Here is a 24,264-nt window from a genome sequence, read left to right as displayed (position 1 = left end):
TCGCCCGGTGGCGCTACAGCGTATTCAACCGCGCCGGGCAGCGTTCCAGCAGCTCCACGCTGCCGTCCTCATTCTGCTGCTCCAGCTGCACGTCAAAGCCCCACAGGCGGTGCACGTGCTTCAGCACCTCTTTACGTCCTTTATCCAGCGGCGCGCGGTTGTGCGGGATATAGCGCAGCGTCAGGGAGCGGTCGCCGCGCAGGTCCACGTTCCACACCTGAATATTGGGTTCAAGGTTGCTCAGGTTGTACTGGGAGGAGAGACGGGAGCGGATCTCCCGGTATCCTTCCTCGTTGTGGATCGCGGAGATCTCCAGATAGTTGTTGCGGTCATCGTCCAGCACGGTGAAGAAGCGGAAATCGCGCATGATCTTCGGCGACATGAACTGGCTGATAAAGCTCTCATCCTTAAAGTCGCGCATCGCAAAATGCAGCGTTTCCAGCCAGTCAGAACCGGCGATATCCGGGAACCAGTACTTGTCCTCTTCCGTTGGCGATTGGCAGATGCGCTTAATATCCTGGAACATCGCAAAGCCCAGCGCATACGGGTTAATCCCACTGTACCACGGGCTGTTGTAGGGCGGCTGGAACACCACGTTAGTATGGCTGTGGAGAAATTCCATCATGAACCGCTCGGTGACTTTCCCCTCGTCATACAGATGGTTGAGAATGGTGTAGTGCCAGAATGTTGCCCAGCCTTCGTTCATCACCTGGGTCTGTTTCTGCGGATAGAAATACTGGCTCACCTTACGCACGATACGCAAAATCTCGCGCTGCCACGGCTCCAGCAGCGGGGCATTCTTCTCCATAAAATAGAGCAGGTTTTCCTGCGGCTCGGACGGATAACGACGCGCTTCGGCAATCGTTTTTTCCTCCTCACGCTTCGGCAGGGTGCGCCACAGCATGTTCACCTGGCTCTGCAGATACTCCTCGCGGCTTTTCTGCCGGGCTTTCTCCTCCTGCAGTGAGATTTTCTGCGGGCGTTTATAGCGGTCCACGCCGTAGTTCATCAGCGCGTGGCAGGAGTCTAGCAGCTTCTCTACCTCGTCTACGCCGTAGCGCTCTTCGCAGTCGGTAATGTATTTACGCGCGAAGATCAGGTAATCGACGATGGAGCTGGCGTCCGTCCAGCTGCGGAACAGATAGTTATTTTTAAAGAAGGAGTTATGGCCGTAGCAGGCGTGTGCCATCACCAGCGCCTGCATGGTAATGGTGTTCTCTTCCATCAGATAGGCGATACACGGGTTGGAGTTAATGACGATCTCATACGCCAGCCCCTGCTGGCCGTGCTTGTACAGCCGCTCCGTTTCAATGAATTTTTTACCAAACGACCAGTGCGGATAGTTGATCGGCATCCCGACGCTGGAGTAAGCGTCCATCATCTGTTCGGAGGTAATCACCTCAATCTGATGGGGATAGGTATCCAGGCGATACAGTTTTGCCACCCGGTCGATTTCGGCGAGGTAGACATCCAGCAGCTCGAAGGTCCAGTCGGGTCCATCGCTCAGACGTGTGTTGTCCTTGTTCAGGGAATCAATAGTAGCCATTAGCGCGCCCTCGTTGTGGGTGCTCTCTCTGTCTGGAGAGCCTCCTTTCAAGCATAGATCAACGTGTTAAAAAGCGTGCTGGCGCAGAAATTTTTTCTTTGCGATTTCCCGTTTTTGATACGGCAAAAAAAGCGCACTCATCAGAATTTTATGCTGGTTAAAAATAAAGCTCAGCAGGAGATCCCAAATTATCCCTGTCCCCTGATGCTGGGGGATGTGTGAGGTAAGTCACCATAAAAAAGTCGTATGTTGAATAATATTTTCAACTAGGTTATCAATCTGTAATTAGATGATTGTTCTTTTGCTCATGATGGAGTGGCTATGCGTGTTGTCATACTGGGAAGTGGTGTCGTTGGCGTAACCAGCGCCTGGTATTTAAGTCAGGCGGGACATGAGGTTACCGTTATCGATCGTGAATCCGGCCCGGCGCTTGAAACCAGTGCGGCAAATGCCGGTCAAATCTCTCCTGGCTATGCGGCCCCGTGGGCGGCGCCCGGCGTGCCGCTGAAGGCGATCAAATGGATGTTCCAGCGCCACGCGCCGCTGGCCATCAGCCTTGACGGCACGCAGTTCCAGCTGAAGTGGATGTGGCAGATGCTGCGCAACTGCGACACCCGGCACTATATGGAAAATAAAGGCCGCATGGTGCGTCTGGCGGAATACAGCCGTGACTGCCTCAAAGCCCTGCGCGCGTCGACGGGTATCGAGTACGAAGGCCGTCAGGGCGGCACGCTGCAGCTGTTCCGCACCGAGCAACAGTATGAAAACGCCACCCGCGATATCGCCGTGCTGGAAGATGCCGGTGTACCGTATCAGCTGCTGGAAGCCAGCCAGCTGGGGCAGGTGGAACCCGCGCTGGCCGAAGTGGCCCACAAGCTGACCGGCGGTCTGCGTCTGCCGAATGACGAAACCGGCGACTGTCAGCTCTTTACCCAGCGTCTGGCGCACATGTGCGAGCAGGCTGGGGTGAAATTCCGCTTTAATACCTCCGTCGACAAGCTGCTGTCGGAAGGCGAAAAAATTTACGGCGTGAAGTGCGGCGATGAGGTGATAAAGGCGGATGCCTACGTGATGGCGTTTGGTTCCTACTCCACCGCCATGCTGAAAGGCATCCTCGATATTCCGGTCTACCCGCTCAAGGGCTACTCATTGACTATCCCGGTGAAAGAGGAGAGCGGGGCGCCCGTGTCAACCATCCTGGATGAAACCTACAAAATCGCCATTACCCGCTTCGATAATCGTATTCGCGTCGGCGGCATGGCGGAGATTGTCGGCTTCAACACCGAGCTGCTGCAGCCGCGTCGTGAAACGCTGGAGATGGTGGTGGGCGATCTCTTCCCGCGCGGCGGGTTTGTGGAACAGGCGACATTCTGGACCGGCCTGCGTCCGATGACCCCGGACGGCACGCCGATTGTGGGCCGCACGCCATATAAAAACCTGTGGACCAATACCGGACACGGCACGCTCGGCTGGACGATGGCCTGCGGCTCGGGCCAGCTGCTGAGCGACCTGATTTCCGGGCGCACGCCGGCAATTCCGTTTGACGATTTAAGTGCAGCGCGCTATCAATCAGGATTTACGCCATCGCGTCCTCAGCACCTGCACGGCGCGCATAATTAAGGAGTTGTCATGTCCCGTCCTGTTCTGGCTCAGCTGGATCTGCAGGCCCTGAAGGAAAACCTGCAAATTGTTCGCCGGGCAGCACCTGGTTCGCGCGTCTGGTCAGTCGTCAAGGCAAACGCCTACGGCCACGGTATTGACCGTATATGGAGCGCGCTCGGCGCGACCGACGGTTTTGCGTTACTGAATCTCGAAGAGGCCATCCTGCTGCGCGAGCGCGGCTGGAAAGGGCCTATTCTGCTGCTGGAGGGGTTCTTCCACGCGGACGATCTGCCGCTGCTGGATAAGTATCGCCTGACCACCAGCGTTCACAGCAACTGGCAGATTAAAGCCATTCAGGATGCGAAGCTCCACGCTCCGCTGGATATTTATCTCAAGGTGAACAGCGGCATGAACCGCCTGGGCTTCCAGCCTGAGCGGGTGCATACGGTCTGGCAGCAGCTGCGTGGCCTGAAAAACGTCGGCGAAATGACGCTGATGGCGCATTTTGCCGATGCGGAAAAACCGGACGGCATTGCTGATGCTATGGTCCGCATTGAGCAGGCGGCTGAAGGGCTCGATTGTCCGCGCTCCCTTTCGAACTCGGCGGCGACGCTTTGGCATCCTGAAGCCCACTATGACTGGGTGCGTCCGGGGATCGTTCTGTACGGTGCATCACCCTCAGGCCAGTGGCAGGATATTGCCAACAGCGGCCTGAGGCCGGTCATGACCCTGCGCAGCGAGATCATCGGCGTGCAGACGCTGAAGGCGGGCGACACGGTAGGCTACGGCAGCCGCTTCCGGGCGAAGGGCGAGCAGCGGATTGGCATCGTCGCGGGCGGTTATGCCGACGGCTATCCGCGTATCGCGCCGACCGGCACGCCGGTCTGGGTGGATGGGGTGCGCACGGGCACGGTGGGGACCGTCTCAATGGATATGCTGGCCGTTGACCTGACGCCATGCCCGCAGGCGGGCATCGGTTCACCGGTCGAGCTGTGGGGCAACGAAATCAAAATTGATGACGTGGCGGCCGCGGCGGGAACGGTAGGGTATGAACTGATGTGTGCCCTGGCACCAAGAGTGCCGGTTGTGACGGTGTAACTTGTATCTTTGCCGGGTGACGCGAAGCCGCCACCCGGCAAAAAAACTACTCCGCGTCCTCTTCCATCGGCCTCAAACCGACCTTCCGCACCGCGTTATCTTCTTTTTCGGCCACCGTCCAGATCATCCCGGCAAACTCCACCTGGTCACCCACAACCGGCGCAGCGCCAAGCCGCTGCTGAATGATTTCGCCCAGCGTTTGCGGGTTATCACCGTCTTCTGCACCTTCATCCAGGCCATAAATGAGCGCCACATCCGCAAATTTGGCGCTGGCTTCCAGAATAAAATCGCCGAAGAAACGCTGGTCCAGCGCCACGGGAGGCGACTGGCTGAACAGCTTGCCCAGCGCGGGCAGGTCGCGCTCGCGGCCAATGACGCACAGAATATCCCCTTCGCGCAGGCGGGTGCTGCCGGTCGGGTGCAGCAGGACATTATCGCGGAACAGGGCGGCAATGCGCGTTTCAGTCGGCATGTGCAAATCGCGCAGCGAGGCTCCCACGCACCATTTGTCGGCGCTCAGCTGATAGACGAACTGCTCCCACGGGTTTTCCGGGTGAATATCCAGCCCCACGCGGGAGACCGGCCAGCCTACGGGCGGCACCACCACTTTGGCCTTTTTCGCCGCCCACCCGAGCGACGTGCCCTGGAACAGCAGGGAAATCAGCACCACGAAGAACGCCACGTTGAAGAACAGCCGCGCGTTGTCGAGACCGGCCATCATCGGGAACACCGCAAGGATAATCGGCACCGCGCCGCGCAGGCCGACCCAGCTGATAAAGACGCGCTCGCGCAGGTTAAAACCGCGAAACGGCAGCAGGCCTGCAAATACGGAGAGCGGACGGGCGAAAAAGATCATCCACGCCGACAGCAGCAGCGCCGGAACGGCGATCGGCAGCAGGTCCGACGGGGTCACCAGCAGGCCCAGCACCAGGAACATGCCGATTTGCGCCAGCCACGCCAGGCCGTCAAAGTTCTGCAAAATAGCATGACGGTTGCGAATAGGGCGGTTGCCCATCAGGAACCCGCAGAGGTAGACGGCGAGAATACCGCTGCCGTCCAGCGCGGTGGTAACGGCAAAAATGAGAATGCCGCCGCTCAGCGCCAGCAGAGGGTAAAGCCCCGAGGGCAGAGAAATGCGGTTGATCGTCTGCTGTAACAGGTATCCCCCCGCCAGGCCGATGACAATCCCCAGCCCGAATTGCTGCAGAATATGCAGGGCAAACATCCAGCTCAGGCCCGTCTCGTGCTGCTGGATCATCTCTATCAGCGTGATGGTCAGGAACACCGCCATCGGATCGTTACTGCCGGATTCAATCTCAAGCGTTGAGCCAACGCGTTCGTTAAGCCCTTTACCCCCAAGCAGTGAAAAGACCGCCGCCGCATCGGTAGAGCCAACGATTGCGCCAATCAGCAAGCCTTCCATCAGATTGAGATTGAAAAGCCATGCGGCCATCATCCCGGTGAGGCCGGAGGTGATCAACACGCCGACGGTCGCCAGCGACAGCGCAGGCCCTAAGGCCACGCGGAAGGAGCTCGCCTGAGTGCGCATCCCGCCGTCGAGCAGGATCACCGCCAACGCGAGGTTACTTACCATGTAGGCGAAGGGATAGTTATCGAAGGGGATACCGCCGATGCCGTCAACGCCGGCCAGCATGCCGATGGCCAGGAAAATAACAAGAATGGGTATGCCAAGACGCGATGAAAATGAACTTAATAAAATACTGCTGGTTACAAGTACAGAACCCAGAATGAAAAGGCTGATTATCGCTGCGGCATCCAATGTTCTCTTTCTCCCACCTCAATGTTAACGCTGTTACTAAAACCCTAACATATTAACAACGGCAACAGCGTTTTATTAAGGGGGTTTTTTATGCTTTTATGACCGGATGACCACCGATCGTTAACCGACTGCCCGAAACATCATGTGTAAGCGTCGCCTGCGCGCCCAGCGCAAGGGTAACGGTCTGCTGCTCATGGCCGAAATCCAGCCCGGTGATAACCGGAATATCCAGCCGCGAGCGGATGAAATCGACCATCGTTTCCAGGGAGTAGCCCGCATCATAGTCATTCGGGGCAGAGCCGCTGAAGCTGCCCAGCACGATCGCGGACTGGCGATCGAGAATACCGGCATGATAAAGCTGCAATAACATGCGCTCGACGCGGAACGGATGTTCGTTAATATCCTCCAGCACCAGAATGCCGTCCTTGATTTGCGGCATCCACGGCGTGCCGATCAGCGAGACTAGCATCGCCAGGTTACCGCCCCAGAGCTGGCCCTCACATTCCCAGTGCGGTCCATTGCCTTGCCATTCAACGCTGTAGGTGGGATTGCGCAGCGCGCGCCAGAAATGCTCCATTGTGAACGCGTCCAGTTCCGGCGCGCCGAAGTTACCGGCCAGCATCGGGCCGCTAAACGTGATGACGTTATGCAGCGCCAGAAGACCAAGCTGGATGGCGGTGAAATCGCTGTGGCCGCATATCAGCAGCGGATCCTGCTGCTGGCGCTGCGCCAGGCCCTGCCAGTCAATGCTCTCAAGCAGCCTGCTCGCACCATAGCCGCCGCGCACCGCAAGGACTATTCGGTTTTCGCCCTTCAGGTTCACCAGGCTATTGATATCATTTAGCCTCTGCGCTTCTGTTCCGGCAAAACGCTGCTGGCGGCGGGGGATAATTGTCTGATTTTCTACCTGATGGCCGGATTCCAGTAAGCGCTGAACGCCCCGCTGCGCCGCGTCCTGGTTAATACAGTAGCCCGACGGCGCGATGAGATGAAACTGAGACATGGCAATTCCTTGCTGAATGAGAAACTAATTGTCTATATCATGCCGCGTATACGCCGCCTGCTTCAAGGGCGGCGCACCGCGATGACCGGCTATAAGGATAGATGACGTGAAATTGAGATGGTTTGCTTTTTTGATTGTTTTGCTGGCTGGCTGTAGTTCAAAACATGATTATCAAAACCCGCCCTGGAATCCGGAAGTACCGGTGAAACGGGCCATGCAGTGGATGCCGATCAGTGAAAAAGCCGGGAAGGCATGGGGCGTCAGCCCGCGGCTGATCACCGCCATTATTGCGGTGGAGTCCGGCGGCAATCCTACGCTTGTCAGCAAATCCAACGCGGTGGGGCTGATGCAGCTGAAAGCCTCTACGGCGGGGAGAGAGGTCTACCGCTATATGGGCTGGAGCGGCCAGCCATCGACCAGCGAGCTGAAGAACCCGGAACGCAACATTTCTATGGGGACCGCTTACCTGAGCATTCTGGAACACGGCGTGCTGAAGGGCATTGAGGATCCGGAAGTGATGCAATACGCGCTGGTGGTCTCGTACGTGAATGGCGCCGGGGCGCTGCTCAGAACTTTCTCCTCTGATCGCAAAGAGGCGATTGAGGAGATCAACGACATGGACAAAGATGAGTTCGTCGAGCATGTGGCGAAAAATCATCCGGCACCGCAGGCGCCTCGCTATATCTGGAAAGTACAGAAAGCGATGGATGCCATGTAATGCCGCAAACGGGCGGCGCTCGCTGCCCGACTTTTCCTACAGAACCTTATTCGCACGTTCCCGTGCTTCCCGTTCCAGCGAATAGATAATGCGCTGCAACTCGCGCTCCGCGCCGGGCCCGACGTTCAGAAAACGGAAGCTCAGACGCGGCGTGGTAATCGTTTCATTTTTGCTGTCCACCACCGTGCGCTCGCTGATGGCAATCAGCTGTGCATCGAAATAAAAACGGCCCCAGCCCGCCATATCCAGTTCTATTTGCGTGAACCGCATGCCTTCTACCAGACCCTCCGGCTTCGGGGTATCCATCAGTGCGCCCATTCCACCCAGCGACAGGTCAAAGAGACGGAAGCGGATCTCTTTTTTGTCCGGCATTTTGGCCTTACAAAAATAGGCAGGATGAAGGGGGGCGCTGATGCGGAAATATTCACGGCGCTGGACAAACCAGAGATTGCCAGGAAGGAGGGTAACAAAAGCCGGAAGTCCCTGGTATTCGCTCAGTTCCAGTCGCGGCAGGACAAATTCCACTTTGGCCCCATGGGTTTCGGCCATGACCACGATATTCTCTGCTTTCAGCGCCGCGCGGTTTTCATACTCCAGGCTGCCCAGGTCAATAACCAGCCTCTCCTGCGAGACGTCAAGGATCTTGCTGATAAACTGATTATTCGACCAGCTGATGCGCAGCGGCACTTCGCCTTTTTGCAGGTCGCGTAATACCCCTAATACAGCCAGCGGATTTTGCTTGAGGAACTGCTCACTGTAATGACTCACGCCGGATGGCTCCTTGATTGATGACAGACTGTCTTAGTGTTATCGGCAATCCACCCTCAAACTTAATACAAACCGGTGAGATTTTTTTACCGTTGTCCGCAGGATAAATCGGTGAGACGAAACTGGTTTTCCGGTGATGACCTATACTTAAGTTAGCTGTGCAGAAGGTTTTCTGCACATGCGTTTAATCTGCAAGAGGGCATTGCTATGGGTATCATCGCCTGGATTATCTTTGGCCTTATTGCCGGCGCTATCGCAAAACTGATCATGCCGGGAAACGATGGCGGCGGCTTTATTTTGACCTGCGTACTCGGGGTCGTTGGTGCGGTTGTAGGCGGCTGGCTGGCGACGATGTTTGGTTTTGGTGGTGACATCAGTGGTTTCGACATGCACAGTTTCCTGGTCGCTGTCGTGGGAGCCATTGTCGTGCTGGGCATATTCAGATTACTGCGACGAGCATAAAATGACAGAACGGCTCTCTGCGGAGGGCCGTTTTTTTTGCCGCCATATTGATTTGCTAATCTAAATGATAATAATTGTCGTTCCGTATTGCATGTAATAACAAGACGACATTATGAACTCCTCACGTTTTACGTTATGCACCCTGGCGGGTGCCGTCACGCTGGCATTGCAGGTCCAGGCTTTCGCCGAAGAATCAACCATTGTCGTCACGGGCTCAGAGCAGGGCAGCGCGCTGCCGGCCTGGACCAACAGCGCCACCAAATCGGCCGTTGCCGAAAGTAAAACGCCGCAGGTTATCAACACGCTCTCTGCGCCGGAGATCGAAAAGCGTCACGCGAACTCCGTGAATGAAATCCTGCGCTATGCCCCAGGCGTCTCAACCGAGGTGCGGGGGAATACCTCCTATATGAGCGAATACAAAATTCGTGGCTTTACCGTTGATCAGGAGTTTTACAACGGACTGCAGCTACCCTATAACGTCACCGGTAACACCAAGGCGCGCATCGATCCGCTGTTAATAGAGAGCGTCGATATCCTGAAAGGGCCTTCATCGGTGCTTTACGGCGGCGGTTCGCCGGGCGGGCTGGTAAATATTCAAAGCAAAAAGCCGCAGCGGGAAGCCCGAACCGAGGTCGGTTTTAACACCGGGAACCGTAATCTGAAAGAAGGCTACCTCGATTCGACCGGACAAATTGCCGACAGCGACTGGAATTACCGCCTGCTGGGTAAGGCGACGGAGAATGACGATCAGCCGCACACCAGCCGCTATGAAAATTATCTGGTCGCCCCGTCCGTTACATGGCAACCCGACAGTAAAACCCGCCTCACCCTGGATGCGCTGGCGCAAAACTCCCCGAGCCTGACGCCGTCTAACCCGCTGCCGCTCGCTTATCTGCGGTCCAAATATGCCGATCGCCGGGATTACGCCGGAGATGAGTGGAGCGGGTTTAAGCAGCGGCAGTGGATGCTGGGCTACAGCTTCGAACACGAATTTGACAGCGGCTGGGGCTTTAATCAGAAAGCGCGCTATTTCGACGTCGATACCCACCAGAACAGCGTCTACGCGACGGGAACGGGAAGTGAGGTCTATCAGCTTAACCGCTTTGCCTATACCACCGATGAAGATCTTAAGAGCTTCAACATCGACAACCAGGTGACTAAAACCGTTGCGCTGGGCGACTGGAAACACCATCTGCTGGCCGGGTTTGACTATCAGAGGCTGAACTCCCATTTCCACTACCGCTACGCGTCGACTACGCCGGACATGGATATGCGTAATCCGGACTATTCGCAAATCCACGAAAGCGCGCTGGGGCTCTACAACGCCCAGAAAAACCGCCTCAGCTACCAGCAGAACGGGTACTACCTGCAGGATCAGGTGGAATTTGGCGGCTTAAGTCTGTTGGGCAGCCTGCGCTACGACGATTACCGCTCCGTCACCACCGATTACCTGCAAAACGGCGATAAGGCCTGGGTATCGCAGGATCGCGTTACCAAACGCCTGGGGGCGCTTTACGCCTTCGATAACGGTATTTCGCCGTTTATCAGCTATTCAGAGGGTTTTGCACCGGTCTCGCCGCAGGGGACGCTCACGGCGAAAGACGTCAAGCCAACCACCAGCAAGCAGGTGGAAGGAGGGGTTAAATATCTGCTGGCCGAGTACGCCACGACGTTTACCGCCTCGGTGTTTAACATCCGGCAGAAAAACGTCGTCACCTCCGACCCGGGCTTCCTGAACTACCGTCAGACTGGTGAAGTGGAATCCAAAGGCGCGGAGCTCTCCGCCATCAGCCGCCCGACGGACAACCTGACGCTGATTGCCAACTATGCCTACACCCACGTAATTAATACCGAAGATGATAAATACCAGGGCAAGCGTCCCACTCAGGTGCCGGAAAATGCGTTCAACCTGTGGGGGGATTACACCTTCGAGAGCACGCCGCTGAAGGGGCTGATGCTGGGCGCCGGGGCGCGCTATACCGGGCCGATGGAGATTTCACCGTCTAACGATGCGGGTAAGCTGGGGGGCACCACGCAGTACGATCTGGCGGCGTCGTACCGGATGGGCGAAATTCTGCCTTCGCTGGCGGGGCTGACGCTTAAGGCAAGTATGCAGAACATCACCAATAAAGAGACGCTGACCTGCTACGATGCGACCAACTGCTGGATTGGGCGTGACAGGACGTATCAGCTAGGGGCGAGTTACAGCTTCTAAATCCCTGTGAGTTCAAAATGTAGGCCGGGTAAGGCGTAGCCATCACCCGGCAATACTCCCTTACTGCGCCGCAGCTTTCACCGGCGCAGCCTCATCGTTCGCCGCAGGCTGATTTTCCGGCACGCTGTCGCACGGTTTCTCTTTCGGACAAACCAGATCCAGCATTTTCAGCGTCACGCCGTTACTCCAGCCGAACCCATCCTGGAGCGGATATTCACCGCCGCCACCGCCGGTACCGGTAGAAGAGACATCATACTTCTCCACCAGCTTCTTCTCGCGGTCGTAAGTATGCTGAACGTTCTTCAGGAAGCGCCAGGTCACGTCCATTGCAACCTTATCCTGCCCATAGTTCTGCAACCCTTCCGTTGCCACCCACTGCAGCGGTGCCCAGCCGTTTGGCGCATCCCACTGCTGGCCGCTGTTGATGGTGGTGGTGGTAATACCGCCCGGCTTCAACAGGCGTGCGGAGGTGGCCGCGGCCACTTTATCGGCGCGATCCTGTGCCGCCGCCTTCACGTAGAGCGGGAAGAGGGCCGCCGCCGTGAGCTGGTTGCGCACCTTCTTACTCTTGAGGTCGTAATCGGCGTACCAGCCCTCTTTATCGTTCCACAGGTGGCGCTCAATGGCTTTTTGACGCGCGGTTGCTAATGCCTCGTATTTACTCGCCGCCGCGCTGTCGCCCGCCTCCTGGCCTGCTCGCGCGAGCAGTTTTTCCATTTTAAACATCAGGGCGTTCAGATCGACGGGCACAATGCTGGTGGTGCGGATGGTGCCGAGCTTTTGCGGGTCGTCCATCCAGCGGGAGCTAAAGTCCCAGCCCGAGGCCGCTGCGGAGCGCAAATCGCGGTAGATCTCCGTCGCAGGCCGGTTAGGGTTGCTCTTCGCCGTGGTGATATCGTCAAGCCAGGACTCCGGGCGCGGGGTATCGCGATCGTCCCAGTAGCGGTTGAGTACGGAACCGTCATCGAGCTTCACCACGCGCTGGTTAGCCTGCCCAGGCTGAAGGCTTTCTACACCCTCCATCCAGTAGGTGTACTCTTTTTCCATTTGTGGACGGTATTTTTTCAGCGCGTCTTTGTCATGCGTCGCCAGCAGCTCAACCATCAGTGAGAAGAACGGCGGCTGGGAGCGGCTCAGGTAATAGCTGCGGTTGCCGTTGGGGATATGGCCGAAGGTATCAATCTCATACGCAAAGTTATCCACCATATCGCTGATTTTGTCCCAGTGGCCGCTCTCCGCCAGGCCCAGCATGGTGAAATAGCTATCCCAGTAGTAGACCTCGCGGAAGCGCCCGCCGGGCACAACGTAAGGTTTCGGTAACGGCAGCAGGGAATCCCATTTGTTACTGGCTTTATCCGTGGTGCGCGTCAGCACAGGCCAGAGGTCGTCAATGTGCTCACGTAAGCTTTGTCCCGCAGGCGGCACATATTTTTCACCTTCCGCAGGCAGCGTGAAGTTCATCTCCACAAAGTGGCGCAGGTCAAAGCTTGTCTGGGTGTGCTGCATCCGGTAATCCGCCAGAATCATCAGCGGGTCGCTTTTGGGAACGGCATCGGCAAAGGTTTTCTGATCGGGAAACAGTTTGGCACTCTGCACGTCGTTAAACAGAGGGCCAAGCAAAATATCGGGTGAATTTTTCTGGTAGGCTGGCTGTTCTTCAGCATAACCCATCGTTGCCACACCGAGCAGCGCGCCTCCCAGCGCGAGGTGCAAAAGAGCAGGGCGTAAAGTACGAGGTCTTATCATCGGTTCGTCTCCTGTATTCCTGAGCAGCGTGACCGCTGTTATCAATCACCTGAAAACCTTAGACGAATATTGCCCGCTTCGCGTGTTGAATATCCCATTTTGCGCAGAACCAGACAATTTACCGCTTCGCACGCCCTGTCCGGAAGGATTTGTTGTGCAACAAAAAAAATAATAGAACCCAAAAGGCTATGTAGTCGAAATGGCGATGCTCCCTATTTGCGTATTCACTTTTATAATCAGGATGGATTTTATGAAATTAAAAAAAACGGTAATACTGATAAGTGCATTTTATTCCGGCGCTTAGACAGCAGCTGGCAGCACCCGCCGTTGTTGTGCAGTCCGAAGAGCCGGTGAGCAAAGCCGAACCGCCAAAGCTGACGCTTTCAGGGTTTGGCGATATTAAATTTTATGGTGACGTGGAGTTTAATATAGATGCCGCCAGTAAAACAGGCAGTCTGACCTCCATTAAGCAAAGCGCTAATAGCGACCGGGCACCGGGATATAAATAACGCTGGGATATTAACGGGCGTAATTTATGAGGTTTTGATGGTTATCGAAAAAGGGATAACGGCAATTTTGCCGGATTTTCCGTTCAGCCTCTCGGCGGGAAAATGTATCTCGATGATGCGGTATTCTTCTTCGGTTCTGTGAACGACTGGGAAATTAAAGTCGGACGATCTCTACAGCGACGGCTACGGGTTTACTATGACCTGGGACGGGCTTAAAACCGATCCGGAGAACGGCGTGGTCATGAACCTCAACACCGCTTACCTGGACGCGAAGGGCGAGTACGATATTCATACCATCCATACGATCTGATCCCGAACGTCATGAAGATGAAAAACTTCAACATCTATCTGGGCGCGTATGCGTCCTGGGTCAACGCTTCGCCGAAAGCGGGCGATAAGAAAAACGACGATCGCTACGGTGGCCGCGTGCGCTTTAAATACTCTTTCTGATGCCAGCCTGCCGGTCAGACCTCTTCCGGGGCCTGGCCGGCTTCCCGCAGCGTGCCCGGCGCATGGCCAATGATGCGCTTAAAGGCCCGGCTAAACGCCGCCAGCGATCCGTAACCCAGCCGCAGGGCGACCGTTTCAATCGGCTGATTTTCGTGACGAATGTACTGAATCGCCAGCCGCATTCTCAGTTCGCTGAGATACTTTGCCGGGGTCGTCCCCGTCGCGGCCAGAAACCGTTCGGCAAACACGGAGCGTGAGGTGCCCGCTTCTTTCGCCAGATCCGCCACGCTCCAGTTCAGGCCAGGCTGCTGGTGCATGGCGTAAATGGCCCGGCTCAGGCGCGGGTCGCGTAAAACCTGCACCCAGCCGGTGGCTTTACCGCAGCCGCCCTCAACCCAGCCGCGCACAATTAACGCCGCCACCACATCAGCCAGCCGGGCAAGGATCCCGGCGAACCCGGCCTGACGGGTCATGGATTCTCGCTCCATCGCCGCCAGTAGCGGATGAATTTCCGGCCAGGTGGACATCAGCCGGCTGACCATCATCACTTCCGGCATTGCTTTGATCAGCGGCTGCATCCCGCCGAGCTCAAAATCCATACACCCGCTAAAGATGATGGTGTTCTCGCTCTCCGGACAGGGCTCGCAGGTAATGGCGCACACCGAGCCGCAGATAGGTTCGCTCGGAAAAGCGTTCACCGGGGTAATGGCTGCCTGCGCGTCAGAGAGCAGGGCGTGGGCATTCCCGCCAGGAATAAACAGCGCGTCGCCGCCGCTCAGTTCGAAGGTCGCACCGCTCTCCATACGCAGCAGGGCGCTACCGTGGCTCACAAAATGGAACTGCGCCTTACCGGGCGCCTGGTGGAACGCCACGCCAAACGGCGCGCTGGCTTCAATCCGTCGGTATTTCACGCCCGACAGGCGCATGCCGCGTAAGAGTTCGCTGATCAAATCGGGGGACTGAACGGTCATGGCGCAACTCCGGACGAATAATCAATAAGTGGAGATTATATGTCATAGATCGTCCACGGTGAACCCTCTATGCTTTTGCGACAGTTGTCACATTTTTATAACGGGAGAACAACAGATGAATTCATGTGTCGTGGCGAGAGAGGCCGTGGCGCCTGCCAGACCCGCCTGGCGGGCCGTCTATTCACTGGGGCTGGGCGTGTTTGGGTTGATAACGGCTGAGTTCCTGCCAGCCAGTTTGCTGACGCCGATGGCCGCGAGTCTGGGCGTCAGCGAGGGCATGGCCGGGCAGGCCGTCACCGCCACCGCGCTGGTGGCGCTTGTCACTGGGCTTCTGATTACGCCGGCGACCAAAAGTATCGACCGTCGCTGGGTACTGATGTTTTTCTCCGTGCTGCAAATCATCTCCAGCCTGCTGGTGGCATTTGCGCCTACGCTGCACGTCCTGCTGATGGGGCGTCTGCTGTTAGGGGTCGCCATCGGTGGCTTCTGGGCGATGTCGACGGCCACCACGATGCGCCTGGTTCCGACGGATAAAGTACCGAAGGCGCTGGCGGTGATCTTCTCCAGCGTGTCGATTGCCACCGTGGTTGCTGCCCCGCTGGGGAGCTATCTGGGTAGCCTGATCGGCTGGCGCAACGTCTTTGTGCTCTGCATACTGCCGAGCGTACTGGCGCTGCTCTGGCAGATCTGGGTGCTGCCGTCCATGAAGCCCGAGAGCAGCGGTAGCCTCAGCACGCTGTTCCGCGTGCTGCGTCGACCGGGCATGATCGGCGGCATGCTGGCCACTATTCTGATCTTCAGCGGCCATTTCGCCTTCTTTACCTACCTGCGCCCGTTCCTGGAAACGGTGGGGCAGGCGAACGTTGAGACCATTTCACTGATCCTGCTGGGCTTTGGGCTGGCGAACTTTGTCGGTACTTCCGTTGCCGGACATCTGCTGGCACGTAATCTACGCCTGACGCTGGCGCTGGTGCCGTTCGCCATGGGCATACTGGCGCTGACGATGGTGGCGTTTGGCCATCTGGCAATGCTGGACGGTTTCCTGGTGGCGCTGTGGGGCTTTGCGTTTGGTCTGGTTCCGGTGGGCTGGTCAACCTGGCTTGCCACCACCGTTCCGGATGAAGCCGAAAGTGCAGGGGGGCTGCTGGTGGCCTCAATCCAGCTGGCGATAAGCGCCGGTGCGGCCGGGGGCGGGGCGGTATTTGACCTTAACGGTGCCAGCGGCGTATTCGCCGGAAGCGGGTTCCTGCTGGTGACGGCGATGGTGATTGTGTTGATGGGCGTGAAAGTGAAAGCGGAATGATTTTTTTGCCGGGTGAGCGTTCGCGCCACCCGGCTCCAGGCTTACAGCCCTTTCTTATCCATTAGCACCGCCAGATCCACCAGGCGGTTAGAGAAGCCCCACTCGTTGTCATACCACGCCAGGATCTTCACCATGTTCCCGCCAATCACCAGCGTGGAAAGCCCGTCGATAATGGAGGAGCGCGGGTCGCCCTGGTAGTCGCTGGAGACCAGCGGTTCATCGCTATAGCCCAGGATCCCTTTCAGAGGCCCGCTGGCGGCCGCGTTGCGGAACGCCTCATTCACCTCTTCGGCGGTTACGCTACGGCTGAGCGTTACCGTTAAATCCACAATCGACACCACCGGCACCGGCACGCGCAGGGAGTACCCGGTCAGCTTGCCGTCCAGGGAGGGGATCACTTTGCCCAGCGCTTTCGCCGCGCCACTGGAGTAAGGCACAATCGACAGCGCCGCCGCGCGCGCGCCGCGCAAATCTTTTTCCGGCTGGTCGTGCAGCGCCTGGCTGTTGGTGTAGGCGTGCGTCGTGTTCATCAGACCATGCTCGATCCCGAACTGCTGATGCAGCACCTGAGCCGCCGGCGCCAGACCGTTAGTGGTACAGCTCCCGTTACTGACGACCACGTGCTGAGCCGGGTCGTAGCGATCGTGGTTCACTCCCATCACAACCGTCAGATCGTCATTCTTGCCGGGCGCGGAGATGATGACGCGCTTTGCGCCACCCTGCGTGACGTGCACCGCCGCTTTTTCCCGATCGGTAAAGAAGCCGGTGGCCTCAATTACCACGTCAACACCAACATCGCGCCACGGAATATTTGCCGGGTCGCGTTCGCTAAACACCACAATCCGCTGACCGTCCACCTGCAGCGCGCCGTCAGCCGCTTCAACGGGCGCGGGCAGTTTGCCCAGAAGGGAATCATGTTTCAGCAGGTGGGCGAGGGTTTTACTGTCCGTCAGATCGTTAATGGCCACAATCTGAAGATCCGGGTTACCCAGCGCCGCGCGCAGGAAATTACGTCCGATACGGCCGAAACCGTTAATACCGACCTTAACCATGGTGCACTCCTTATCTCTGTTGTCTGGAGTCACTGTAGGCGCGGGGCCGGTTGGCGTAAACGACAAAAAAGGATCAGATTACGCCATCTTGCGGCAGTGGAAGCGCTGGCGGTACTCGCCTGGCGTGAGGTGGAGCTGTTTCTCAAACACGCGGCGCAGGTTAATGCTGGTGCCAAACCCGCTTTGCTCGGCAACCCGCTCAAGGGGATCATGGGTCTGCTCAAGCAGCTGTCGGGCGGCGGCCAGGCGCGCTTCCGTCACGTAACGGGCAGGCGAGACGCCCGCGTCGCGGGTAAAAACCCGGGTGAAATTGCGCGGGCTCATCGCCACCTTTTCGGCCAAATTTTCCACACACAGGTCGGCGGTGAGGTTCTGCAGGATCCAGGTTTGCAGTTCGCTGATAGGCCCCGATGCGCCAGGCTGCTGCAGGCTGTAGCGGCTGAACTGTAGCTGTCCGCCGGGGCGACGCAGATACATCACCATATCCTGCGCCACGTCGCGGGCGAGGGTAAATCCGTAGTCGTCTTCCACCAGCGCGAGGGTCAGATCGAACCCGGAACTCACGCCGCCGGAGGTCCAGATGGGGCCATCCTGAATATACAGCGGGCCGCCTTCGACATGGATAGCCGGGTACTGGGCTTGCATCGTCTCCAGCAGCCGCCAGTGGGTGGTTGCGCGGCGGCCGTCCAGCAAGCCGGACTGGGCAAGCAGCATCGCGCCCCCGCAAATGGAGGCGACCCGCCGGGCGTGCGGGGCAGCGAGGTGCAGCCAGTCCACCACCGCCGTGCTCTCCTGCTCGTTGATCCCGCGTCCGGTGATGATAATGGTGTCCAGCGGTTCGCGCGGATCCAGCTCCGGCAGACGATAGTCCGCCAGCAGGTTCAGGCCAGACTGGCCGTGGATCACCTGGTGGGGCTGCGTGGTGGCAATGATGATACGGTAGCGGGGCTGGGTAAGCCCTTCCGGATGCAGCCGGTTGGCCTGCATCAGAATGTCGGCGATACCGGCGGCCTCAAATAGCATGCCGCCGTCAGGTACGATAATTAATATTTTCTTCATGTCCTGAAAAGTACATTTACCACAGAATAAGTCAAGCCGGGTGTGACCCTGCGTTTCCGGCAAAGCAAAGCGATTTAAGTTCTTTGTCATTTCAGGCGTTATCCCCGATCGTCAGAGCATTGTCTCTGGCGAAACGGCGTCTGAAGGAATGAGTAAACGAAGCTCCCTCTATTTACATCCGCAGCAGCGCAATCACATCCACCGACTTGCATCTGGGGTTCTGTGGCGAAGTGAACTCCCTACGTGGCTGCTGATCGTCACTATCTATACCGGCTGGTTTTCCACGCTAACGTTCTGGCAAACGCTAGGCCTGCTTCCCGCCACGCTGCTGCTTATCTGGTTTACCGCCTGGTACATGTCCCTGCAGCATGAGCTGATCCACGGGCATCCCACCCGTTTTGCCCGGCTTAACCAGCTGTTCGGCACGCTCCCGCTGGCGGTCTGGTATCCGTATGGCCTGTACCGGGATTCCCATCTGGCCCATCACCGTCACGATAGCCTGACCGATCCGGTGGATGACCCGGAGTCGTATTATTTTACCGAGGCGAGCTGGGCGCGCTTTTCCCCGTGGCAGAAGCGCGCGATCCGGGCCCGGAATACTTTCGTCGGGCGGCTGGTTCTGGCGCCGCTGCTGGATATCCTTCAGGCGCTGGGCAGCGCCGGGGCGGCGTTTCGTGATTTTCACCTGCGGGCGATGGCGATGTGGCTGGTTCATGCTCTGCTGCTGGGGGCACTTTTCGCGTGGATGGTGCATCACGGCTTTTCACCCGTCTGGTTTGTGCTGGCGGTGAGCTATCCGGCGCTGGCGCTGACCAAGGTCCGCTCGTTCTACGAACATCGGGCGGCGGACGATCCGCTCGCGCGCTCGGTCATTAACGAGGCCGGGCTAGTCTGGCGGGTGCTGTTTTTGAATCTCAACTACCATTCTATTCACCACGATTTACCGGGCGTTCCCTGGTACGGGTTGCCGACGATCTACCGGCAAAACCGGGAGGCGTACCGGCAGCGTAACCACGGCTTTGTGGTCCGGGGCTACGGTGAATGGCTACGCCAGTTCTGGACCCGGCCAGTGGAGGTCACCGTCCATCCCGGAAAACAACAGGAGGAGAGGTATGAGTAACCTGCTGGCGTTTCCCATGTACGCCGTGGATCGCGGCGATACCCGCGCGCTCTGGCTGGCGGTGCAGCATCTGCTGGCCGCGCGTGGCGTGCCCGTCGATCGTGCTCCCGGCTGGCCGGAGTCTGACCTGCTGGCCCACTGGCAGCAGCCTGAGCTTATCCTCAGCCAGACATGCGGCTACCCGCTGGTGACGCAGCTCCCGGAGGTACAGGTGGTGGGCTGTTTTCACTACACCGCCGCGGGCTGCGAAGGGAGCCAGTACCGCAGTTTTCTGGTAGCGCGCGCGGAGGAAAGGCATCTCACGCTGGCGGATTTTCGCGGACGTCGGGCGGTTTGTAATTCGGAAGACTCGCAGTCCGGCTATAACGCGCTGCGAAAAAAGGTGGCTCCCCTGATTGTTGACGGGCCATTTTTCTCACAAACGTCCTTCAGCGGCAGCCACCGTCAGTCGCTGATTGACGTGCAGCGCGGGAAGAGCGATATCGCCGCCATCGACTGCGTGACCTGGGCGCTGCTGGAGCGTCATGAGCCGGAACGGCTTGCGGGTCTGGCGGCGTTCGATCGAACGCCGCTGACGCCAGGGCTGCCATTAATCACGTCGCGACGCACGTCCCCCGAAACGCTCAGCGCCATTCGCGATGCGCTGCGCGAGCTGGTGAGTGCGCCGGATTACCGGGAGGTCTGCGCCGCAGTGCTGATCGGCGGTTTCAGCGTGGTGACGCGCCAGGCTTACGCCTCCTTGTCCGCGTGATAAATCGCCTGCGCGTCGGTAAAGCAGCGCAGCGCCAGCGAAGAGACGGGTTTCTGCCTGCGCATAATCAGGCCGATGGGAGCCTCAATGTTCGCGTCGGCGATGGGGACAATCCTGAAAGTGCTGTTCAGGGCTTCCAGCCCGTTATTCAGAGGCATCACGGCGCAGCATACGCCGCTCTGAACCGCCTGAATGATCTGGAACGTGGAGTCGCTCTCAAAAACGGCCGCCGGTTCGATGCCAGCAGCTTTAAAGCTGGCCTCCATATGCGCCCGGTAGTGCATCCCTTTGGTCAGGAACCCCAGCGGAAAATCCGTCAGGTCGTGCCAGGTCAGCGTCTCCGGGGTAAGCTGGAAATGACGGGTATCGTGGAGCAGGCCCATCTTCGTTTTGGGAAGCTGAATAATGTCAAACAGGCTGGTATCGATGCTGTTCAGGTAGCAAATCCCCAGCTCAAGCTGATTGCGGCTGACGCCGTCGGCAATCTGCGCCGAAGACATAGAATAGAGGCTGTAGGTCAGCTCCGGGTACTTTTGCGTCAGCAGGCGGATAAAGATCATCGGATCCACGCTCGCCAGCGGCACCATCCCCAGACGTAATTCTCCCACCACCTGGCCTTTGCACAGCGCGGCTTCCGCCTGCAATCCGTCGTGCGCGGCAAGAAGCGCGCGCGCCCATGCGAGGATGCGCTCTCCCTCCGGCGTAAACCCTTCAAAACGCTGCCCGCGCACGATCAGCACCAGCCCCAGCTCCTCTTCCAGGCTGCGGATGCGCATGGAGAGGGTCGGCTGGGTGATATTGCACCGCAATGCCGCTTTACCAAAGTGGCGGGTCTCGTCGAGCGCGAGTAAATATTTTAACTGTTTTATGTCCATCACTCTTCTCTGCGCGTAAAGCCTTACAGCATGCGGATCTCTTTCGAGCGCAGGGTAATGCGAACCGGAACCGATTTATACGACGGCGTACCACTGTCCTTATCGAGATAATCGAGCGGCACCAGCACGTTGGCCTCCGGGTAATACGCGCCGACGGAGCCCGGGGCGATGTTGTACGCCACCACCGTAATATCTTCCAGCCGCTGCGCGCTGCCGGGGAGGGCGGTTTCGATATCCACGCGATCGCCGTGTTCCAGCCCTGACTGCGCCATATCTTCTTCGTTCATAAACAGCACGTCGCGGCGGCCAAATACGCCACGGTAGCGATCGTCCAGGGCGTAAATGGTGGTGTTGTACTGGTCGTGGCTGCGCAGCGTGATCAGGCGCAGCACATGCTCGCCTTCACCGCTGGCGTTTTCCTGTACGCCGTCGAAAACCGAGAACATCGCTTTGCCCGTTGCGGTCGGCCAGATACGCTGTGTCGGAGGCAGCGGCATGCGGAAGCCGCCGGGAACACGGATCCGCGCATTGTAGTTCTCAAAGCCCGGAATGGTCTGCTCGATCAAATCGCGGATGCGGTCGTAATCCTCGACCAGCGTCAGCCAGTCCACGCGTGTTTCCGGCAGGGTAGCCTTTGCGAGGCCAGCGACGATGGCAGGCTCCGAACGGAGCAACGGCGAGGCGGGTTTCAGCTTGCCGGAGGAGGCATGCACCATCGACATAGAGTCTTCGACGGTGATGGACTGACGGCCGGTGGCCTGCATATCCAGTTCCGTGCGGCCGAGGCACGGGAAAATAAAGGTCTCTTTGCCCACCAGCAGATGGGTACGGTTCAGCTTGGTCCCGACGTGCACGCTCAGATCCAGGTTACCCATCGCCGGGAAACCGTTCTCGTGGTCGGGCATCGCGACGGCAAAGTTACCTCCGAGGCAAATGAGCGCTTTTGCGCGACCGTCGATCATGGCCTGCGTCGCCTGCACCGCATCGTGTCCGTGACGGGAAGGGGGCTCAAAGCCAAACACCTCTTTCAGGCGGTTCAGGAAGGCCGGGGCAGGCTTCTCGCTAATCCCGACGGTCCGGTTCCCCTGAACGTTAGAGTGGCCGCGCAGGGGGCAGATCCCCGCGCCGGGCTTGCCGATATTCCCGCGCAGAAGCAGCAGGTCAGCAATCAGGCGGACGTTCGCCGTGCCTTTATTGTGCTGGGTAATCCCCATTCCGTAAGTAATAATGGTGGCGTTTGATTTGGCATAGGCCTCGGCCACCTTTTTGAGCGCCGCCTGGCTGAGCCCCGACTCGCGCTCAATGTCGTCCCAGCGGGTCTGCGCGATATCGGCGGCAAAATCTTCAATACCCCGGGTGTGTTCTGCAATAAACGCGCGGTCAAGCACGTCACCGCGTTCGGCCTCCATCTCCAGAAGGTGTTTAGCAATGCCTTTCAGCGCGGCGGCATCGCCCCCGGCCTTCACCTGGAAGTAGGTCGAGGCGATGTCCGTAGAGCCATAGGTTGCCATTTCAATCACGCTTTGCGGGTCGGCAAAACGTTCGAGGGCGCGCTCGCGCAGCGGGTTGAAAACGATAATCGGCACATTGCGACGCGCCAGCTCGTGCAGGGTACCCATCATTCGCGGATGGTTGGTGCCGGGGTTGTGACCGATGGAGATCACCAGCTCAGTCTTGTCGAAATCGTCCAGCGAGACAGTGCCTTTCCCAATTCCGATGGAGCGCGGCAAGCCGACGCTGGTGGCCTCGTGACACATATTCGAGCAGTCCGGGAAATTATTGGTGCCGTACTCGCGGGCGAACAGCTGGAACAGATACGCCGCTTCGTTGGAGGCGCGCCCGGAAGTATAGAACTCGACCTGGTCCGGTTCGAGCCCGCGCAATATTTCCCCGATGCGTTGAAACGCCTCGTCCCAGTCGACGGGCCGGAAGGTATCGCTGGCCCGGTCATAGCGCAGGGGATGCGTCAGACGACCATAACCTTCCAGCTCAAAGTCTGATTTAGCCAGTAGCGAGGAGACGCTGTTTTCCGCCAGAAAATCGGGCGTCACGCGCTTACTGGTCGCTTCCCAGGTTACCGCTTTCGCGCCGTTCTCGCAGAACTGGAATGTCGACTTGTGCTCTTTATCGGGCCACGCGCAGCCGGGGCAGTCAAAACCGTCCGGCTGGTTGGTACGCAGCAGCGTCGCGGGAGCGTCCAGGGTATCCATTTGGGTACGTACTGCAATGGCCGTCGCCTTCAACGCGCCCCAGCCGCCGGCAGGACCATCGTAGTGTCTGATACCGGGAACTGAGCGTCTTTTCGTGTTCATACTGACTCCTGACGTGTTTGGTCGCGCAACGGCTGGGTAATAAGCAAAAGCAATGACAGGCGGAGATGGAAATCCACGCGGTCGAGTTACGGCTCTTGCCTGTAATTATCTTTATAACAATGAGTTAAAAATGTTGACATGCAACTATTTAAAGAAATTATAACGAAATTTTATCATTTTAATAATAAATTGTATCTATCATTCGGTAGGCAGGATAGATAGCATCGAGAGAGAAAGCATGTAGCGCAGGTAAAATTTCGAATGAAAGAGATGGTCGCTCTAAAGTGGAAACGTGGCGGCTGACAGGCGCTGTAGCAACATCGGTATTCGAAATAGTGACGAGAAGGTTTACTCAGGCTTAATGATTAATGGAAATGTATAATCACTTACAGGGTTATTATCACAACATGAAATATAAGTTATTTTGAGTCGTGAAATTAAAGGCGCAGTCAATAAGTTAAATAGCGATGGTGTCGTCAGGTGATGCGGCAATATTAAACATACCCTGTTAGTGCAACAAATAATTCATCGTCGATATCTTCTTCTGATATCACCAAAACGACATTTCTACTAATTATGGTAGTGGCGATAATAGCATTATTGCGTTAATGAAATCCGTTCTCTTTTGAATTTTATGCTTTAATAACAGTGTGTTATATCATTAGAAGGTGTTGAAATAAGTAGATCCAGGCCATGTCGGGTTTTTTTATCAGATTAATCCTATAATGTTTTGTCTGCTTCAATTACCACCACTTACGCTGCGGTAAATATTGAATTGAAGCAAAGCTCATGTAAACTTGTTTACCGTTTGTCAAAATATGTCAGGAAGACGCTGGGCCTTATTCTGAAGGGCTCGTGCGGTAGCTATGCCTTTAAATTAGTAACACCCCGAAATTATCCTGACTATTTTAACAATAGCACCTA

Annotated in this window: 17 protein-coding genes and 3 pseudogenes; 10 read left to right on the top strand and 10 right to left on the bottom strand. The window is 57.4% G+C overall.

Annotated features, from left to right (window positions below; all coding sequences use genetic code 11):
* Window positions 1-13 precede the first annotated feature (13 nt).
* A complete protein-coding gene (locus tag OKF39_RS14305; RefSeq protein WP_023293929.1) occupies window positions 14-1,546 on the bottom strand; it encodes a SpoVR family protein in 1,533 nt (510 codons plus the stop codon).
* Between the two features lie 321 nt (window positions 1,547-1,867).
* Between OKF39_RS14305 and OKF39_RS14300 the strand changes: the two genes are divergently transcribed.
* From OKF39_RS14300 to OKF39_RS14290, 3 genes and pseudogenes are all read left to right on the top strand, one after another.
* Window positions 1,868-3,166: a D-amino acid dehydrogenase gene (locus OKF39_RS14300; protein ID WP_049138818.1), complete on the top strand. Its 1,299-nt coding sequence runs from the start codon at window positions 1,868-1,870 to the stop codon at window positions 3,164-3,166.
* A gap of 9 nt (window positions 3,167-3,175) precedes the next feature.
* Entirely contained in the window at window positions 3,176-4,246 is a 1,071-nt protein-coding gene (gene dadX / locus OKF39_RS14295) for a catabolic alanine racemase DadX (RefSeq protein WP_047367798.1), read from the top strand.
* A 16-nt stretch (window positions 4,247-4,262) separates the two neighbouring features.
* Window positions 4,263-4,355 (top strand): annotated as a pseudogene (locus tag OKF39_RS14290) (hypothetical protein); the annotation flags it as partial.
* A 3-nt stretch (window positions 4,356-4,358) separates the two neighbouring features.
* Here the strand turns inward: OKF39_RS14290 and OKF39_RS14285 are convergent.
* Window positions 4,359-6,026, bottom strand: a pseudogene (locus tag OKF39_RS14285) (potassium/proton antiporter); the annotation flags it as partial.
* 88 nt (window positions 6,027-6,114) lie between these two features.
* Window positions 6,115-7,029: a muramoyltetrapeptide carboxypeptidase gene (gene ldcA, locus OKF39_RS14280; RefSeq protein ID WP_041909506.1), complete on the bottom strand. Its 915-nt coding sequence runs from the start codon at window positions 7,027-7,029 to the stop codon at window positions 6,115-6,117.
* Between the two features lie 106 nt (window positions 7,030-7,135).
* Here ldcA and emtA point away from each other — a divergent pair, with 106 nt between their 5' ends.
* Window positions 7,136-7,747 (top strand): membrane-bound lytic murein transglycosylase EmtA, encoded by a 612-nt coding sequence (emtA, locus tag OKF39_RS14275; protein ID WP_028013510.1) that lies wholly within the window; start codon window positions 7,136-7,138, stop codon window positions 7,745-7,747.
* A gap of 36 nt (window positions 7,748-7,783) precedes the next feature.
* Here emtA and ycgR read toward each other — a convergent pair whose 3' ends face one another.
* The gene (gene ycgR, locus OKF39_RS14270; RefSeq protein WP_028013509.1) at window positions 7,784-8,515 is read right to left on the bottom strand and encodes a flagellar brake protein YcgR; all 732 of its coding nucleotides are present in this window, start codon (window positions 8,513-8,515) and stop codon (window positions 7,784-7,786) included.
* A 207-nt stretch (window positions 8,516-8,722) separates the two neighbouring features.
* Here ycgR and OKF39_RS14265 point away from each other — a divergent pair, with 207 nt between their 5' ends.
* On the top strand, window positions 8,723-8,977 hold the full coding sequence (locus tag OKF39_RS14265; protein WP_028013508.1) for a GlsB/YeaQ/YmgE family stress response membrane protein: 255 nt from the start codon (window positions 8,723-8,725) through the stop codon (window positions 8,975-8,977).
* Between the two features lie 112 nt (window positions 8,978-9,089).
* A complete protein-coding gene (locus tag OKF39_RS14260; RefSeq protein WP_473711343.1) occupies window positions 9,090-11,192 on the top strand; it encodes a TonB-dependent siderophore receptor in 2,103 nt (700 codons plus the stop codon).
* A gap of 60 nt (window positions 11,193-11,252) precedes the next feature.
* On the opposite strand, the gene OKF39_RS14255 is transcribed toward OKF39_RS14260, so the two are convergent.
* The gene (locus OKF39_RS14255; protein ID WP_047367795.1) at window positions 11,253-12,938 is read right to left on the bottom strand and encodes an alpha,alpha-trehalase; all 1,686 of its coding nucleotides are present in this window, start codon (window positions 12,936-12,938) and stop codon (window positions 11,253-11,255) included.
* Window positions 12,939-13,219: 281 nt separating this feature from the next.
* Here OKF39_RS14255 and OKF39_RS14250 point away from each other — a divergent pair.
* Window positions 13,220-13,897: pseudogene (locus tag OKF39_RS14250) on the top strand (carbohydrate porin).
* Window positions 13,898-13,911: 14 nt separating this feature from the next.
* On the opposite strand, the gene OKF39_RS14245 reads toward OKF39_RS14250, so the two are convergent.
* Complete coding sequence (locus OKF39_RS14245) at window positions 13,912-14,868, bottom strand: AraC family transcriptional regulator (RefSeq protein ID WP_028013503.1); 957 nt, start codon at window positions 14,866-14,868, stop codon at window positions 13,912-13,914.
* A gap of 115 nt (window positions 14,869-14,983) precedes the next feature.
* Here OKF39_RS14245 and OKF39_RS14240 point away from each other — a divergent pair, with 115 nt between their 5' ends.
* Window positions 14,984-16,171 (top strand): MFS transporter, encoded by a 1,188-nt coding sequence (locus OKF39_RS14240; protein ID WP_045260284.1) that lies wholly within the window; start codon window positions 14,984-14,986, stop codon window positions 16,169-16,171.
* A 41-nt stretch (window positions 16,172-16,212) separates the two neighbouring features.
* Here OKF39_RS14240 and gap read toward each other — a convergent pair whose 3' ends face one another.
* Window positions 16,213-17,223 (bottom strand): type I glyceraldehyde-3-phosphate dehydrogenase, encoded by a 1,011-nt coding sequence (gene gap / locus OKF39_RS14235; RefSeq protein WP_049138809.1) that lies wholly within the window; start codon window positions 17,221-17,223, stop codon window positions 16,213-16,215.
* A 78-nt stretch (window positions 17,224-17,301) separates the two neighbouring features.
* Window positions 17,302-18,282 carry a GlxA family transcriptional regulator gene (locus OKF39_RS14230; protein ID WP_479983078.1) on the bottom strand — a complete coding sequence of 327 codons (981 nt, stop codon included), beginning with the start codon at window positions 18,280-18,282 and terminating at the stop codon, window positions 17,302-17,304.
* Window positions 18,283-18,430: 148 nt separating this feature from the next.
* Here OKF39_RS14230 and OKF39_RS14225 point away from each other — a divergent pair, with 148 nt between their 5' ends.
* A complete protein-coding gene (locus tag OKF39_RS14225; RefSeq protein WP_479983077.1) occupies window positions 18,431-19,402 on the top strand; it encodes a fatty acid desaturase in 972 nt (323 codons plus the stop codon).
* Window positions 19,395-20,153 (top strand): phosphate/phosphite/phosphonate ABC transporter substrate-binding protein, encoded by a 759-nt coding sequence (locus tag OKF39_RS14220; protein WP_479983076.1) that lies wholly within the window; start codon window positions 19,395-19,397, stop codon window positions 20,151-20,153. The genes OKF39_RS14225 and OKF39_RS14220 overlap by 8 nt, the downstream gene beginning before the upstream one ends.
* On the opposite strand, the gene OKF39_RS14215 is transcribed toward OKF39_RS14220, so the two are convergent.
* Window positions 20,132-21,028, bottom strand: coding sequence for a LysR family transcriptional regulator (locus tag OKF39_RS14215; protein ID WP_479983811.1), 897 nt, complete (start codon window positions 21,026-21,028; stop codon window positions 20,132-20,134). The two genes, OKF39_RS14220 and OKF39_RS14215, sit on opposite strands and share 22 nt — an antisense overlap.
* A gap of 23 nt (window positions 21,029-21,051) precedes the next feature.
* Complete coding sequence (locus tag OKF39_RS14210) at window positions 21,052-23,340, bottom strand: FdhF/YdeP family oxidoreductase (RefSeq protein WP_100170107.1); 2,289 nt, start codon at window positions 23,338-23,340, stop codon at window positions 21,052-21,054.
* Window positions 23,341-24,264 lie beyond the last annotated feature (924 nt).

Source organism: Enterobacter cloacae complex sp. HYC042_NIDB (genome assembly GCF_056673315.1).
This window is presented reverse-complemented; position numbering and strand designations above follow the sequence as displayed.